The organism is Gallintestinimicrobium propionicum, assembly GCF_025567525.1.
Lineage (GTDB): Bacteria > Bacillota > Clostridia > Lachnospirales > Lachnospiraceae > Gallintestinimicrobium > Gallintestinimicrobium propionicum.
This window is the reverse complement of sequence record NZ_JAOQJY010000003.1, coordinates 159870-176930: the sequence shown is the minus strand read 5'-3', so window position 1 is coordinate 176930 and position 17061 is coordinate 159870. Positions and strand designations below refer to the sequence as shown.

Here is a 17061-nt window from a genome sequence, read left to right as displayed (position 1 = left end):
CCTGACGGGGAAACGAATTTTCTGAATTCCAATCACAATACAAAATGGACAGAGTCTGTGCTCTGTTGGAGAAAGCTATAGGAGGCATAGCCTGTTGGGAGTTCCCAATGGGTTATGTCTCTTTGTCGTAGAAAAAGGAGAGATTTTAAATTCATGGTAAAACTACTTTTGTTACTGATCATTCTGATTCTGGTCAATGCCTTTTTGGCGGCGTCCGAGGTTTCCGTTGTATCGCTGAATAAAAACAGGCTGCGGGAGCTGGCAGAGGACGGCGATCGGAAAGCACAGCGGCTGCTGAAGTTTGCAGAGGAGCCGAATATTTTTCTATCTACGATTCAGGTCGGGATTACACTGGCAGGATTTCTGGCCAGTGTAGCTGCGGCGGACGGATTTGCAGGCAAATTGATGGCATGGTTATATGAACGGTTGGGAACAAGCGGCATAAGCCTTTCTGTTTGTCATGTGCTGGCAGTTGTGCTGGTGACAGTTGTGCTTTCGTACTTTGCATTGCTGTTTGGCGAGCTGGTGCCGCGTCGGATCGCGATGCAGCGGCCTGAAGCTGCAGAAAGAATGACCTGCAGTGTAGTCGGTGTGCTGACGGTGGTACTGCATCCGGCGGTATGGCTGTTGTCGAGGTCAGCAAAGCTGATCTTAAAGCTGCTTCACTTTAAAACGGAATCCGTAGAACGCAGCGTTACGGAGGAAGAGATCCGGCGGCTGGTTGACCTTGGCGGGGAAAAAGGAACGATAGACCACGATGAGCAGGAGTGGATTCAAAACGTGTTCCGGTTTGACGACATTTCGGTTCGGGATGCGATGACGAGAGAAGCAGATATGGTCTGTTTTTCGCTGGATGAGGCGGACGAGGACATCATTTCGACGATCCGGGAAAGCGGTTTATCCAGATATCCGGTTTACGATGAAGATATTAACGATATTATAGGTATTCTGAATGCCAGGGATTATCTCCTGGATCGTAAAAATGACAGCCCGTCAGGGTTAAAGGAGCTTTTGCGAGAGCCTTATTTTGTACCGGATACGATTCATGCAGATGACCTGTTCCGGGATATGCAAAAAGGAAAAATCCATATGGCCATCGTTATCGACGAATACGGACAGACGGCGGGGGTTATTACAATGGAGGATCTTCTGGAGGAGATCGTCGGAAATATTTACGATGAGTTCGATTCCGAGGAGCCGCCGGAAATCGTTCAGCTGGAGGACAATTTGTGGAGGATCTCAGGCGGCGCATATGTTGAGGACATTGCGGAAGCACTGGATCTGGATCTGCCGGAGGATATCGATTATGACACGCTGGGCGGCATGATCTTCAGCTGCTTGCGGATCATTCCTGCGGACGGCAGCCAGTTTGATGTGCAGGTCAACGGACTGAATATTCATGTGGAAAAAATGGAGGATCAGAGAGTGGAATCTGCACTGGTCAGCAAGATCCTGCCGGAGAAAGAAGAGGAAGAGTAAGTAAAAGCTACGAGTGAGCTGTAACGAACATAAAAAGCCGGTCGGCACAGAAGAATTTTCTTCCATGCCGATCGGCTTTTTCAGATAAGCTATTGTCAGCTTCAGTTCTGATATCCCATCGCTTTGTGCGTTCCGTTTCCTTTTTCAGGAGCGGCCTGTGTGTTGTCAGTAGACTGGCTTTCTTCAGAGCTCTGTGCGGAGGAAAGGGTGATGGTCAGCTCCTTTTCTGTATAAATGCCGCCCTCGCCGGGAGACTGTACCGTAATAGAAACCGCTTCTCCGGCTGCGTAGTACTGCAGCTTTTCTTTCAGCTCCTGAATGGTGCTGACGGTCTTACCATCGAATTTTGTGATGACGTCACCCTTGCGGATGCCGGCTGCTTCTGCACCGCTGCCCGGAGTAACGCTTGCTACATAAACACCTGCGGGGATGCCATAGGCTGCGTTGATGTTGGAATCTACGGTGATGCCTGCGATACCGATGCTGGATTTCTGGCTGTCAGCAACCTTGGTTCTGGTCGTCTCATTCATCAGCTCTTCGATGATGCTGGATACTCTGGTGATGGGGATTGCATAGCCCATGCCTTCCACCTCTGTGCTGGCAAGCTTTGCAGAGTTGATACCAATAACCTCACCCTTCATATTGACCAGTGCGCCGCCGCTGTTGCCGGGGTTGATGGCCGCATCTGTCTGGATGTAGGTAGGTGTCTCTTTTGTGGTAACAGTGCTGGAAATGAGAGCATTGCTGTCACTGGAATCCGAAGAGGAAAGGGTACGGTCTGTGGCGCTGACAATGCCGGTTGTAACGGACTGACCATAGCCGAGTGCGTTGCCGATGGCAACAACCTGTTCACCGACCTTTAAGGAATCGGAATCGCCCACTGCAGCCACTGCGATCTGAGACATTGTATCATCGGAAATGCTGGAAAGCGGAACGGCGATGACTGCCAGGTCGTTGTCGGAATCTGTACCCTTGATGGTTGCTTCGTAAACGGAGTTGTCAATGAAGCTTGCAGAAAGGGTATCCGCGCCTTCCACAACGTGATTATTGGTGACAATCAGCAGCTCCGTATCGTTTTTCCCAATGATAATACCGGAACCAACGCTGGTGCTCTCTACCTCCTGAGCCTGACCGCCGTAGCCGAACATGCTGAAATAGTTCTGTACCTCCTGTACAGATTTATTTGTGATGGATACGATAGAAGGCATAACGGATTCCGCAACGCTGGAGACGTCCAGACTTCCGGAGGATGCTGCGCTGCCTGTGCTGACCGGTGTGGTAGCCTTTAACAGGCTGCTGGAAGAGCTTGTTGTCTGGGAAGAAGCGGAAGCACTTTCCGAGGATGCAGCTGTTGAAGCATTGTTCCGATAGCCTGCCGCGTAGTTGACACCCAGAAAGGTACCGGATGCAACGCCGCCAAACAAAACAGCGCTCAGTGCAATTGCACCGGCTTTTTTGGCAATGCGTGCTGCACTCGTATTTTTTTTGCGGGGACGAGTCGGTGCCTGCTGTTCCGGGGTATTGGTATAATGATAATCCTGCTCTCTGTTGTCGAAGCTCTGGTTTTCATTTTCGTACATAACTGTCACTCCTTTTCTTATTCTGCCGGCGAGCTGCCTGATCGGTATCAGTCTGCCGGGAAAAACGGTTCAGCGCAAAGATTTATGCTGAACCATTGGTCTTTCTCTTTATCTGAGAAACAGTATAAAAAGGATTTGTGAGGAATGTGTTGGAAAAGTGTGAGGATTATGAGGAAAAATTGCGAAGGAATTGTGAAAATAGCTGTTGACAGCCGGATGGAGCTTCAGAATACTTTTGTATTCTGAATGGTTCCGGTTTCCCGGAAAATTTCCCATTCGCAGATATTGACCGCATGATCTCCGATGCGTTCGAGGTATTTGGCCAGCATCAGGGCATCGAGGCTCTCTATCGCATCGGAACGATCTTCTTTTATGTGGATAACGATATCATTCTTTACCTTATCAAAAAGCTTGTCGATGATATCATCGGAAGCGATGACATCATTCGCTTTTTTCTGATCCCGGGCGACAAAGGCGCTGACTGCCTCGTGTACCATCTCCCGGGAAGCTGCGATCATTGGCTGCAGATGTCCGGAATAACGTTCCAGCTGCTTGTGATCCATCTGCTGAATCAGCTCTGCGATATCAGAGGCGTGGTCTCCAATGCGTTCGATATCCGTAACGACCTTCAGAATAGAAGAAACCGTGCGCAGATCCTGTGCGATGGGCTGCTGGGTTGTAATGAGCATCAGGCACTGAGCTTCGATGCTGCGCTCCAGGTTGTTGACATTGCGGTCATCGGCCACGATCCGCTCTGCCAGCTGCATATCTTTGTTTTCGATGGAAAAAAATAAATTTTTCAGGGAAGCTTCAACGAGGTTTCCCATTTCCTCCAGGCTTTCGGAAAGCTGTACCAGCTCTTCACTGTATAATTTTCTTGTTGTCATAGATACCTCCATTTAAAATGAAAAATCGCAATGTAATGCCTGTTTACTATGCTGGGAAAGAGAAAAACGGGTAGGGTCTGTCAGGATCAGCCGAACCGTCCGCTGATATAATCCTCTGTGCGTTTATCCTGCGGATGGGAAAAGATCTGCTTCGTATCGCCGAATTCCACCATTTCTCCTACTAGGAAAAAAGCGAGATCGTCAGAAATACGGGCAGCCTGCTGCATATTGTGAGTGACAATGACAACCGTGTATTTTTCCCGCAGGTCTGCCATCAGGTCCTCGATTTTCATTGTAGAGATTGGATCAAGGGCGGAGGTGGGTTCATCCATCAACAGGATTTCCGGTGAAACAGCAAGGGCACGGGCAATGCAGAGACGCTGCTGCTGACCGCCGGAAAGACCGAGGGCAGATTTTTTCAGGCGATCCTTGACTTCATCGAAGATCGCAGCGTTTTTCAGACTGGTTTCAACGATTTCGTCCAGCTGAGCCTTGTTTTTGATACCGTGGATCCTGGGACCGTAAGCGATATTGTCGTAAATGCTCATGGGAAAAGGATTGGGCTGCTGGAATACCATACCGGCTTTTTTACGCAGCAGAGTGACATCTACGTGGGGATCGTAGATGTCCTCGCCGTCAATTTTGACCTCACCGGTGATCTTTACATTGTCCACGAGGTCATTCATACGATTTAAGGTTTTTAAAAAGGTGGATTTACCGCAGCCGGAGGGACCGATAAAGGCGGTGATCGCTCCGGCCTTGATATTCATATTGATGTTTTTAAGGGCGTGATTTTCGCCGTAATACAGATCGAGGTTCTTCGTGCTGATTTTGATATTGCTCATGAATTCTCCATTCTGCAGGCGCTGCTGCGTCTGCGTTATCCTCCGGTTAATCGAGTTTGGAAACATCGAATTTCTTTGCGAGTATTTTGGTCAGAAGGTTGATAAAAAGGACGATGATCAGCAGGACAGCGGCAATTCCGAAGGCTGCGTCATATTGTGCCTTGGACATGCTCAAGTACAGCTGGATCGTAAGGGTTCCGCCGGATTCGAAGATTTTTTTGAAAAATCCTGCAAAGGTCTTGGGCAGAAGATAGCCGCTTCCGGCGGTGAATAAAAGGGCGGCAGATTCTCCGACGATACGTCCGATCGCAAGTATGATACCGGTGATAATGCCGGGCATTGCGGAGGGAAGCAGGATTGTGCGGATCATGTACCATTTGGTTGCGCCGATGCCGAGTGCGCCGCTGCGGTAGGTCGCAGGAACTGTTTTTAAGGCTTCCTGTGTGTTTCGCGTGATCAGGGGAAGAACCATCAGGGTCAGGGTCAGGGCACCGGTCAGGATGGAATAGCCAAGTCCCAGGGTGGTTCCGAAAAATACCATACCAAACAGACCGAAAATGATAGAAGGAATACCGGAAAGGGTTTCTGTCGTAAATTCGATCAGCCGGACGATTTTTCCGGGCTTTGCGTATTCGTTTAAGTAGATTGCGCTGCCGACACCGATGGGAGTTGCGATCAGCAGGGTAAGGATAATGATGTAAAGCGTATTGACGATATTTCCGGCGATACCAAAGGTTCCCTTGATGGTGCTGGGAACAGAGGTCAGGAAGGAAAGGCTGATCTGGGGCAGACCTCTGAAAAAGACATAGCCCATAATCGCGATCAGTAAAAGGATGGAAAATGCCGCAGCCAGATCGATCAGAACGGTGAGAATGAGATCGGAAGACCGGATTTTTTTGTTTAAAATACTGGAGGAACCGGGGACCGTAAGCTCTGTGCTCATTACTCTTTTTCTCCTTTCAGAATTTTGTTCAGGGTCATGTTAATGATCATAATGAATACGAAGAGGACAAGGCCGATGGTGAATAGTACCTGACGGTGTAAATCTGCTGCATAGCCCATTTCAGCAACGATGGCGGTTGTCAGGAAGCGGACAGAGTGAAAGGGCAGAGGGGCGTTGACACTGCTTCCGGATACAAGGCTGATTGCCATTGCTTCACCGATCGCACGGCCGACACCGAGGACGATGGCGGTTGCGATACCGGATTTGGCTGCCGGGATCGTTACACGAAAAATCGTCTGGATTTTGGAAGCACCCAGACCCAGGGAGGCTGCCTTTAAACTGGCAGGAACGCTGCGGAGGGCGGATTCGCTGATGTTGATAACAGTAGGCAAGATCATGATCGCAAGGACAAGCACGGCGGAAATGAGGTTTGCACCGCCGGTAAACTGATGGGTCGCAGAGCCTGCAAAGATTTTCTGCTCGAGTTTATACATTGCAGGACACAGCAACAGGATACCGAGCAGACCGTAGATAACGGAAGGGATACCGGCGAGCAGCTCAATTGCGGGGCGGACGATTTTAGAGAGGGGCTTGGGCGCTGTTTCTGCAAGAAAAACAGCAGTCAGGACGCCGATGGGAACGCCCAGCAGGATCGCAAGGGTTGTGCCGACGATGGAGGTCAAAATGACGTATAAAATGCCGTAACTGGGATCTGCAGCGGTTGGCTTCCATACTGTGCTGAACAGGATCTCTGTAAGTCCCACCTTTGTAAGGGCGGGAGTACCATTTAAAAACATATAAACTGTAATGGAAATGACTGCAAGAACAGCGAAAAACGCGCAGATGGTAAAAATGATCTCAGCAGTTTGCTCTACCACGGATCTTGCTTTTTTATTGCCGATAATAGAATTCATAAAAATCCTCGTTTCCAGGCAGCCTGCAGAAGGCTGCCTTTAATCAAAGGTTATCCCCTATGCGGTTGTGCACAGAATACTGGAAAATGCAGGTCCGACATTGCCGGGCCTGCATCCAGCAGGGAGTGTTTTGGAAAAGAAATGTTGTCAGTCAACTGTGATCAGGCCAACGGATTTGATCAGAGCCTTGCCCTCATCGGAGCTGAGGTAATCAAACAGTGCCTGTACTTCGGTCTTCTGCTCGGAGATTTCACCTTTGGTTGCCATTACGAAAGGTCTGGACAGTGCGTAGTTGCCGGCTTTAATATTTTCTTCCGTTGCGTCTACGCCATCGAGCTTCAAAGCTTTTACGGAATCATCTACAACATCGAGAGAAACATAACCGATCGCACCGGGGGTGGAAGCAACCTTTGCCATAACGGCACCGGTGGAATCCAGTTCGTTTGCGTAAACGCAGGCATCTGCGATGTCCAGCAGCTCTTCAAACGCACCTCTTGTACCGGAGCCTGCCTCACGACCAACAACAACGATCGCCTGATCGTCTCCGCCAACCTCACTCCAGTTCTTTGTTTCACCGGTGTAGATGGAAACCAGCTGATCCTTTGTGAGATCTTCTACCTTGTTTGCAGGATCTGCAACTACTGCGATACCGTCAATTGCAACGATGTTTTCTGCGGCGCCTGCGCTCTTTTCATCGTCCTTTAAGTTTCTGGAAGAGTTACCGATGTCAACGCTGCCTGCCAGGACACTTTCGATACCTGCGGAAGAACCGGTAAACTCAGCAGTTACGGTCACGTTGGGATATTTTTCCATGAAGCTTTCTGCAACTGCATTTGCCAGCTTTTCCATGGAAGTGGAACCGGACATGCTGACGGAACCGGAAAGATCTGCATATTTGTCTGCACTGTCTGCGGCTGTGTCAGCAGCTTCAGTAGCCTCAGCAGCTGCTGTGCTGACAGCCTCGACGGGGGTTTCTGCAACTGTGTCAGCTGCACTTGCTGCAGTATCTGTTGCAGCAGTATTGCCGCAGCCTGCCAGAGTGCCAACTGCCAGTGCGCTCATTGTAAGAAGTGCGATCAGTTTGTTTTTCATAATGTTTCTCCTCCTTGATGCCGGAAGTATCCTGTTCCGGGCTGATGAATGAAATATAGTGAATGCCTGAAGCCATATGCCGTCTGCCTCATTGCGAGACTTATGATAAGTCATTTGAGCAATGCAAGATATCACGATCCGGTTAGGAATGGGTAAAGGTTGTGTAAAATGATGTCGGAGTCAAAAGCCCTGACCCGGATGCCTGTGGAGCGCTTCGAGGTGTAATACACATAAATATACATATAGAATGTATATCGGCGAATAATATACATATATGTGAATATTTATACAAGAAAGAGGTAAAAAAGTGAATATTTTGTGAAAATTTATACTTGATTTTTAAAGGAAGTGTGATAGTATAGATGTCATGAAACGGAATTACAACGGAAAAGGAAATCCCGTTTAAAGATGTCTTTAAAAATAAATCTAAAGATAAAAGAATAAGGAGACATCAGAGGAGAAGATTGAAAAATAAGATTTTTCAATCGCGAGATTTGTGTCTGTGCGCACTTGACACAAACTCGGCATGCGAAAAAAACGTGCGCAGAAATGAGGAGGAGAAAAATGAAAATGAAAAAATTACTGACAAGCGTATTGGCAGTAGCCATGGTTGCTTCTCTGGCAGCATGTGGTTCTTCTGCATCCACAGAGACAACAGTACAGGCAACAGAGACTGCAGCAGAAAGCACTGCGGCAGAGACAGCAGCTGCAGAGACTGATGAAGCAGCCTCCACAGAAGCAGAAAGCACAGATACCGCTGCTTTTGATCTGGCTGGCAAGAAGATCGGTGTTCAGCTCGGTACAACAGGCGATCAGCTGGCAACGGAATATGAACAGAACGACGGTTCTACTGTAGAACGTTTCAACAAGGGCGCAGATGCAATTCAGGCATTAAAGCAGGGCAAGATCGATTGCGTAGTGATCGACTACAATCCCGCAAAGGCTTTTGTGGAAAAGAATGATGATTTACAGATTCTGGACGAAGAGCTTTCTTCTGAAGAATATGCAATGTGTGTCAACAAAGACAACAGCGAGCTGACTGCAAAGATTAACGAAGCGCTTACTCAGTTAAAGGAAGACGGTACGCTGGATGCTATCGTTTCCAACTACATCGGTGATGAGGCAGGACAGCATCCTTATACCTCTCCGGAAGGTGTAGACCGTTCCAACGGCACACTGGTTATGGCAACCAATGCAACATTTGAGCCTTATGAGTATTATGAGGATCAGAAGGTTGTCGGCATCGATCCTGATATCGCGCAGGCTGTCTGTGACGTGCTTGGTTATGACTTAAAGATCGAGGACATGGAATTTGATGCAATCGTCAATGCAGTTGTTTCCGGCAAGGCTGATTTCGGTGCAGCAGGCATGACGGTAACAGATGAGCGTAAGCTGAGCGTAGACTTCACAGATACCTATGCAACAGCAAGCCAGGTGATCATTGTAACAAAGTAATTACAAGAGATAATCGGAAAGCAATTATAATATGGAAGATTTTAAACTCAAATTTATTGCAAACTTTATAACCGATAATCGGTGGAAGTACTTCACCAACGGATTGGGAACAACTTATGTTGTTTCCTTTTTCGCTGTTATTCTGGGCGTTGTCATCGGCGTGCTGATCGCAGTGGTGCGGTCGTCTGCAGATAAGCTGGACCGTCCTCCACTGGTGGTTAAAATTCTGAATGTGATCTGTAAGCTGTATCTGACGGTTATCCGCGGAACCCCTGCAATGATCCAGCTGCTGATCATGTATTACATCGTGTTCGGTTCTGTGGATGTCAGCAAGCGGCTGGTTGCGATTCTGACCTTCGGAATCAACTCCGGCGCATACGTAGCGGAGATCATCCGTTCCGGTATCATGTCCGTGGATCAGGGGCAGTTTGAAGCAGGCAGAAGCCTGGGACTGACCTATGTGCAGACGATGTGGTATATTATTATCCCTCAGGCATTTAAAAATGTCCTGCCTGCCCTGGGCAACGAGTTCATTACCCTGTTAAAGGAGACGTCTATCTGCGGTTACATTGCATTGACGGATGTTACGCACGGTGCGAATACCGTCAGAAGTCAGACCTATGAGCCTTATATGCCGTTGTTTGCGGCAGCTCTGATTTATCTGGTCAGTGTGAGCGTACTTTCAGCTCTGATCAGCAGACTGGAAAGGAGGATGCGTGTCAATGAGCGATAACGGACAGGAAAAACAGGTTCTGTTTGAAATCAAACAGCTCTGCAAGTCCTTTGGACCGACGAAGGTGCTGGATCATATTGATGCGACGATCCGCCAGGGTGAGGTAGTCGTTATTGTAGGTCCCTCCGGCTCCGGTAAATCGACCTTTCTGCGTTCCTTAAACCTTCTGGAAATGCCGACCTCGGGCGAGATTTTATTTGAAGGAAAAGAGATTACAGATCCGAAAAGCAATTTAAATCAATATCGTCAGAAAATCGGAATGGTGTTCCAGCATTTTAATCTGTTCGCAAATAAGACGATTCTGGAAAACATGACGCTGGCACCGATCAAGGTGTTAAAAAAGTCCAAGGCGGAAGCGGAAAAAGAAGCGATGGAGCTGCTGGCACGTGTCGGCCTTGCAGAAAAAGCAAACGCTTATCCGGCACAGCTGTCCGGCGGTCAGAAACAGCGAATCGCCATCGTTCGCTCTCTGTGCATGCATCCGGATGTCATGCTGTTTGATGAGCCTACCAGCGCACTTGATCCGGAGATGGTTGGCGAGGTTTTAAGTGTAATGCGGGATCTGGCCCACGAGGGTATGACAATGGTGGTCGTTACCCACGAGATGGGCTTTGCCCGGGAAGTCGGCACGAGAGTGCTGTTTGTGGATGAAGGCAGGATCAAAGAGGAAAACACGCCGGAAGAATTTTTCGATCATCCGAAAAACGCGAGACTGCAGGAGTTTCTGTCGAAGGTGATCTAAAACAGATTTTCCGGAAAAATGACAGAAAAAGATTGATTTTGTAAAAATCATAAAAAATTGATATGAAATGGAAGAATTTCAACATGCTGGGGCAGTTGCAGTTCTTCCATTTCTTTTGTTACAATAAAAAGGATAGACCGGTTATTTTATGTACGGTTTTTAGAGAATGACAGCAATTTTGATCAGGAGGAGCAGGAAAATGGAAAATGTAACACAGAAACGGACGCCGGGGGAATGGCGAGAGCTGTTTTCTTCGCAGGAATTTGAAGAAGCCTATGAATATGGGGGCGATGACCTTGGGGCGGTTTATCAGACGCAGGGGACAGACTTTGCACTCTGGGCCCCGACGGCAGAGCGGGCAGAGCTTTTGCTGTATCGGGCAGGAAGCGCAGAGGAGGGTGCAGCAGAGCCCTTTGACCGGACAGAAGCGGTACGCACAGAAAAAGGCGTTTTCCGTGTGCATAAAAACGGAGATCTTTCAGGTGTTTATTATACCTGGCTGGTAACGGCGGACGGTCAGACACGGGAAACTGCAGATCCTTACGCAAAGGCCGCCGGAGTAAATGGACAGCGCAGTATGGTGATCGATCTGAAAAAAGCTGAGCCGGAGGGCTGGGACAAGGATCAGGAGAAGCTGCCAAAGGCTCCGGCACCCGTTGTCTGGGAAGTGCATGTAGGCGATTTTTCCCACGATCCCCAAAGCGGTGTTTCGGAAGAAAATCGAGGGAAATATAAAGCGTTCTCAGAAAAGGATACCTGTCTGGATGGAAATACAGGAAACCCGACGTGCATGAGCTGGCTGAAATGGCTGGGTGTCACTCATGTCCAGATATTACCGATGTATGATTATGGTTCGGTAGATGAAACCGGAAAGAAGCTCCAGTATAACTGGGGGTACGATCCGATGAACTATTTTGTACCGGAAGGCTCCTATGCGACCGATCCGTATCATGGAGAAGTACGGGTGCGGGAATGCCGTGAAATGATCCAGGCCTTGCATCGCGCGGGAATCCGGGTGATCATGGATGTGGTGTATAACCATACATTCAGCATAGACTCTGTTTTCCAGAAAACTGTTCCGTATTATTTTTACAGACAGGAGGCAGACGGCAGCTTTTCAGACGGCTCCGCATGCGGCAACGATACTGCAAGTGAGAGAAGGATGTATCGCAGATATATGATTGACTGTATTTGCTACTGGGTAAAGGAATATCATGTGGATGGATTCCGGTTCGATCTGATGGGACTGCATGATACGGAGACAATGAATGAGATCCGTGCGGCACTGGATTGCCTGCCGGGCGGAAAAGAAATTCTGATGTACGGCGAACCGTGGACGGCAGGCAAGACTGCGATTCAGCCAGGCTATGAGCAGGCGCTGAAATGCAACGCAGCCCTTTTGTCTGACCGAATCGGATTTTTCAATGATGATATTCGGGACAGCATTAAGGGCAGTGTTTTTGAAGTCAAGGAGACTGGATTTGTCAACGGAGCAAAGGGACTGGAGACTCAGATTCGTTCCAGTGTGCTGGGATTCTGTGACGGAATGGGCGGTTATCAGCCATCGTCTGCACACCAGTCTGTTTCCTATGTCTCAGCCCATGACAATTATACGCTGTGGGACAAGCTGGTGCATACGCTGACGGACAGCATGGAGCCGGATTTTGGCGCATACAATGAAGCAGCTCTGGCGCAGAACCGTCTTGCCGCGGGAATTTATTTTACCTGCCTGGGGATTGCGTTTTTACAGGCGGGAGAGGAAGCGGCGCGTACGAAATACGGTGACGACAACAGCTATCGCTCCGCGGCGAAGGTGAATCAGCTAGACTGGACCCGGATGCATGAATACCGGGATTTGGCGGAGTTTTACCGCGGTCTGATCCTGCTGCGAAAGAGTTTTCCGGCATGGAGGCAGAGAAGCCTGGAGGTGCTGGATCAGATCTCCTTTGTGGACGCACCGGAAGGCTGCGTAGCCTTTACCATCCGGACAGGGGCTGAGCCGGAGGCTGCAGCAGAAAGCGTCCTCACAGACAACGTTGCGCCCTGGCAGGAGCTGTTTATCATTTACAACGCGAATAAGGAAGCTGTGGAATTTCGACTTCCGGGCGGGAAATGTTCTGATCCGGAACAGGAGCCTTCTGAAAATTATTTTGCCTTGGAGGGCAAGTGGCAGTTGCTTACAGATGGAACACGGTTTAAAATAAAAGAGGACACGAAATTAGAGCAGATAAAAGAGCTGGAAGGTTCTGTATGGGCAGAACCGGTGTCTATTACAATATTAGGAAGATAAGAGGGAACAGGTATGAGAACAAGCGGTGTGCTGCTTCCGGTATTCAGTCTTCCGTCTCCGCACGGGATCGGCTGCTTTTCCAAGGAAGCATATGAATGGGTGGATTTTTTGAAGCTGGCAGGACAGCAGTATTGGCAGATCCTGCCGCTGGGACCGACAAGCTATGGGGACTCCCCGTATCAGTCCTTTTCTACGTATGCGGGCAACCCGTATTTTATTGATCTGGAGGAGCTGGTGGAAGCCGGGTTTCTGACCAGAAAAGAGGTAGAAGCCTGCGATTGCGGCAAAGCGGCCAGAGATATTGATTATGGAAAACTGTATGAAAACAGAATGCCGCTCTTAAAGCTGGCATATGAGAGAAGCCTGGAGAAGCCTGACCCGAAGTTTACAGCATTCTGGACAGAAAATGCCTGGTGGCTGGATGACTATGGCCTGTTCATGGCAGTGAAGGATATTTTTGACGGAAACAGCTGGGATCAGTGGGCAGAGGATATTCGCTATCGCTGGGATAATGCGATGTGGTATTACAAGACCAACTATTCTAAAGAAATCGGCTTTTATGTATGGCTTCAGTATCTGTTTTTTACACAGTGGCAGAAACTTAAAAAATATGCCAATGATAAGGGACTGAAGATCATTGGTGACATTCCGATCTATGTGGCATATGACAGCGCGGACGTCTGGGCACATCCTGAGATGTTCCAGCTGGATCAGGAGAGAAAACCCGCCGCAGTTGCAGGTTGTCCTCCCGATGGATTTTCTGCAGATGGACAGCTGTGGGGCAATCCGCTGTATCGCTGGGATCATCACAGAAATACCGGCTATGACTGGTGGATAACACGGATCTCCTGGTGCTTTAGACTGTATGACGTTGTCAGAATCGACCATTTCAGAGGCTTTGATGAATATTTCTCCATCCCTGCAAAGGACAAAACCGCGGTGAATGGTCACTGGGAAAAAGGTCCGGGTATTGAGCTGTTTCAGGCGATCAAGGCACGTCTCGGTGAAAAACCTATTATCGCAGAGGATTTGGGCTATGTGACGGATACTGTCCGCAGAATGGTAAAGGAAAGCGGCTATCCGAATATGAAGGTTCTGGAATTTGCATTCGATTCCAGAGATTCCAGCGGCGCGGGTGATTATCTGCCGCATAATTATGAGCATAACTGCGTAGCTTATACTGGCACCCATGACAATGAGACGATCCTGGGCTGGCTGTCCAGCATTAAGCCGGAAGAGGTTCAGATGGTGCGGGCATACTTAAACCGTCCTACAGAGAGCAAACAGGTTTTGGCATCCGAGCTGGTTCGTACCACCATCGCTTCTGTGGCGGATACCTGTATCATTCCAATTCAGGACTATCTGGGACTGGATAACAGCGCAAGAATCAATTTCCCGTCAACGCTCGGTACGAACTGGCGCTGGAGACTGATAAAGAGTGACCTGACAAAGGCGCTGGCAGATTCTATCCGCAAGCAGAATATTGTTTACGGCAGAGTGAAGTGGGAAGATCTGCAGGAGGATGAAAAACCGAAGGATCCGGAAGAAGAAAAAGAGACAGAAACAGAACCCAAGCAGAAAAAAGACAGTTCTGTAAAGGAGGCAAAAGACTGATGGAATTCGGAAAATTATGCAGTTGGGAAAAGCAGGGCAATCGTGTTGTTTTTCAGTTTGAGAAACGAACGGGACGCGTGGAGATCCTCACACCGGAGATTTTTAATGTATTTTCGGGAGTGGTGAGTGAAGAGCATCGCTCTAAGGCCATTGAGGGAGACAAGTCTGTTGCAGTTGATTTTACGGCGGCAGAAGCAGACGGTGCAGTAGAAATTTCCACAGATGCAGTGACTGCACGGATTTACGATGATTTCAAGGTCGATTTTTATAAAGCGGACGGCACCGTTTTGTGCCGGGACTACCGGGGCAGCAGAAAGATCTGCGCTGGTCTGAGTGATGAACTGAAGGCATTAAAAGAAGCAGAGGGACACAGTGTAGAGGAGCAGCGCACGGAAGCGGTAGAGGTTGTCAAGCAGCTTGAGGGTGACGAAGCCTTTTACGGACTTGGTGATAAGACCGGCTTTATGGACAAGCGCGGCTATGAATATGTGATGTGGAATACGGATGATCCGGCTCCGCAGATGGACAATTTCAAGTCCCTCTACAAATCTATTCCGTTTTTTATTACCTTACATAAAAATGCAGTGTTTGGCCTGTTCTATGATAACACCTACAGATCCTGCTTTGATATGGGCAAGGAATCGGAGGAATATTACTGGTATGGTGCTGCAGACGGCAATCTGGATTATTATCTGATCGCCGGCGAGAGTATGCCGGAGGTGCTTGGCAATTATACTTATCTGACAGGTACGGTTCCGGTTCCGCAGAAGTGGACCCTGGGCTATCATCAGTGCCGCTGGAGCTATATGTCTGAGGAAGAAATCCGGGATGTTGTTTCCCACATGAGAGAGTGCGGAATCCCCTGCGATGCCATTCATCTGGATATCGATTATATGGATCACTACAAGGTATTTACCTGGACACCAGATAAGGAACGTTATCCGGATCCGGAAAAGATGATCGCAGATCTGGCGAAGGACGGCATCAAGATCATAACCATCATTGATCCTGGTGTAAAGCTGGAAGAGGGATATTCTGTTTACGACAAAGGTGTGGAGAACGGCTATTTTGCAACGACGCCGGAGGGTGAGATCTATGTCAATGCAGTATGGCCGGGAGATGCGGTTTATCCGGATTTTGGCAAAAAAGAAGTGCGTGACTGGTGGGGCGAGAATCAGCAGTTCCTTGTAGATAAAGGCGTACGCGGCGTATGGAATGATATGAATGAGCCGGCAAGCTTCCGCGGGGAGCTGCCGCAGGACGTTGTGTTTACCGATGAGGACGAAAAGAGCGACCACGCGAGAATGCACAACGTTTATGGTCATAACATGGCAAAGGCAACCTACGAGGGCTTAAAGCAGCGGGACGGCAGACGTCCGTTTGTCATCACGAGAGCCTGCTATGCCGGCACGCAGAAATACAGCACAGCATGGACAGGCGACAATCACAGCATTTGGGCGCATCTGCAGATGGCGATCCCGCAGCTGTGCAACCTTGGTATGAGCGGAATGTCCTTTGTCGGTACAGACGTGGGCGGTTTCGGTTCGGATTGTACAAAAGAGCTGATGTGCCGTTGGGTAGAGGTTGGATGCTTCTCTCCGTTATTCCGAAATCATTCCGCGATCGGAACACGGTATCAGGAGCCCTGGAGATTCGATCAGGAAACCGTGGATATTTACCGGAAAGCAGCGCAGCTTCGATATCATCTGATCCCGTATTATTATGACCTGTTCTTTACCGGAGAGAAGACCGGACTGCCGATCATGCGTTCCCTGGTGCTTCATTATGAAAAGGATGAAGTAGCAAAGGAGTGCAATACAGAATTTTTGGCAGGCCCGAATCTGCTCGCTGCGCCTGTTGTAACCCAGGGCGATCGCAAGAAGATGGTTTATCTGCCTGCAGGAACCTGGTATGACTACTGGACAGGTGAAAAGATTTCCGGCGATCAGGGACAGTGGATCCTGCGGGATGCTCCGCTGGATACCTGCCCGCTCTATGTAAAAGCAGGCGCAGTGCTGCCGGTATGGCCGAAGCAGAATTACGTGGGCGAGAAGGATACCAATCAGGTGCTGATGCTGGAGGTGTATCCCGGAGAAGGAAGCTGGGATCATTTCCAGGACGACGGCGAAAGCTTTGCATACCGCGATGGTGTATACAATCAGTATCACTGCGAACTCAAAGACGGAAAGCTGACCGTATCCTGTGTTCATGATGGCTATGAAAAGCATTATCAGCGCGTACAGGTTCATTGCCTTGGAAAGACCTTTGAGGCTGAGCTGAAGGACGGCGCATGCTGTGTAGAACTGTAAAAAACGCTCTACAGGGTTCATAGAAAACAAAAAAGACCGCAGAACGTGCACATTGTTTGTACGGGTTCTGCGGTCTTTTTGGATTCATGACATTAGAATGCACACTTTACGGGAATTCTAATGCTTGTATAAACTTAGTGTGTTTTGTCGGAGCAGGCTTGGGTTTTAGTCAACCTTT

The 17061-nt window shown here is 48.9% G+C and carries 13 protein-coding genes; 7 read left to right on the top strand and 6 right to left on the bottom strand.

All coding sequences use genetic code 11. From position 1 onward, the window contains the following. The first annotated feature begins 153 nt into the window (after nt 1-153). On the top strand, nt 154-1479 hold the full coding sequence (locus tag OCV62_RS03875) for a hemolysin family protein (protein WP_262585209.1): 1326 nt from the start codon (nt 154-156) through the stop codon (nt 1477-1479). A gap of 101 nt (nt 1480-1580) precedes the next feature. On the opposite strand, the gene OCV62_RS03870 is transcribed toward OCV62_RS03875, so the two are convergent. The 6 genes from OCV62_RS03870 to OCV62_RS03845 form a co-directional block, all read right to left on the bottom strand. Beyond that, nucleotides 1581-3059 (bottom strand): S1C family serine protease, encoded by a 1479-nt coding sequence (locus tag OCV62_RS03870; RefSeq protein ID WP_262585207.1) that lies wholly within the window; start codon nt 3057-3059, stop codon nt 1581-1583. Nucleotides 3060-3283: 224 nt separating this feature from the next. After that, nucleotides 3284-3946 (bottom strand): phosphate signaling complex protein PhoU, encoded by a 663-nt coding sequence (phoU, locus tag OCV62_RS03865; RefSeq protein ID WP_021914954.1) that lies wholly within the window; start codon nt 3944-3946, stop codon nt 3284-3286. 86 nt (nt 3947-4032) lie between these two features. Further along, nucleotides 4033-4791 carry a phosphate ABC transporter ATP-binding protein PstB gene (gene pstB / locus OCV62_RS03860; protein WP_262585205.1) on the bottom strand — a complete coding sequence of 253 codons (759 nt, stop codon included), beginning with the start codon at nt 4789-4791 and terminating at the stop codon, nt 4033-4035. Nucleotides 4792-4837: 46 nt separating this feature from the next. Beyond that, entirely contained in the window at nt 4838-5734 is an 897-nt protein-coding gene (pstA, locus tag OCV62_RS03855) for a phosphate ABC transporter permease PstA (protein WP_262585204.1), read from the bottom strand. After that, nucleotides 5734-6648: a phosphate ABC transporter permease subunit PstC gene (pstC, locus tag OCV62_RS03850; RefSeq protein WP_262585203.1), complete on the bottom strand. Its 915-nt coding sequence runs from the start codon at nt 6646-6648 to the stop codon at nt 5734-5736. The genes pstA and pstC overlap by 1 nt, the downstream gene beginning before the upstream one ends. 147 nt (nt 6649-6795) lie before the next feature. Next, entirely contained in the window at nt 6796-7740 is a 945-nt protein-coding gene (locus OCV62_RS03845) for a phosphate ABC transporter substrate-binding protein (protein WP_262585201.1), read from the bottom strand. 570 nt (nt 7741-8310) lie between these two features. On the opposite strand from OCV62_RS03845, the gene OCV62_RS03840 reads away from it, so the two are divergent. From OCV62_RS03840 to OCV62_RS03815, 6 genes are all read left to right on the top strand, one after another. Beyond that, the gene (locus OCV62_RS03840) at nt 8311-9195 is read left to right on the top strand and encodes a transporter substrate-binding domain-containing protein (protein WP_118495710.1); all 885 of its coding nucleotides are present in this window, start codon (nt 8311-8313) and stop codon (nt 9193-9195) included. Nucleotides 9196-9226: 31 nt separating this feature from the next. After that, entirely contained in the window at nt 9227-9928 is a 702-nt protein-coding gene (locus OCV62_RS03835; RefSeq protein WP_021914949.1) for an amino acid ABC transporter permease, read from the top strand. After that, nucleotides 9918-10670, top strand: coding sequence for an amino acid ABC transporter ATP-binding protein (locus tag OCV62_RS03830; RefSeq protein ID WP_021914948.1), 753 nt, complete (start codon nt 9918-9920; stop codon nt 10668-10670). Before OCV62_RS03835 ends, OCV62_RS03830 begins: the two co-directional genes overlap by 11 nt. 199 nt (nt 10671-10869) lie before the next feature. Beyond that, nucleotides 10870-12960: a type I pullulanase gene (pulA, locus tag OCV62_RS03825; RefSeq protein WP_262585200.1), complete on the top strand. Its 2091-nt coding sequence runs from the start codon at nt 10870-10872 to the stop codon at nt 12958-12960. A 12-nt stretch (nt 12961-12972) separates the two neighbouring features. Then, entirely contained in the window at nt 12973-14574 is a 1602-nt protein-coding gene (malQ, locus tag OCV62_RS03820; protein ID WP_262585199.1) for a 4-alpha-glucanotransferase, read from the top strand. Continuing rightward, the gene (locus tag OCV62_RS03815) at nt 14574-16883 is read left to right on the top strand and encodes a glycoside hydrolase family 31 protein (protein WP_262585198.1); all 2310 of its coding nucleotides are present in this window, start codon (nt 14574-14576) and stop codon (nt 16881-16883) included. The genes malQ and OCV62_RS03815 overlap by 1 nt, the downstream gene beginning before the upstream one ends. Nucleotides 16884-17061 lie beyond the last annotated feature (178 nt).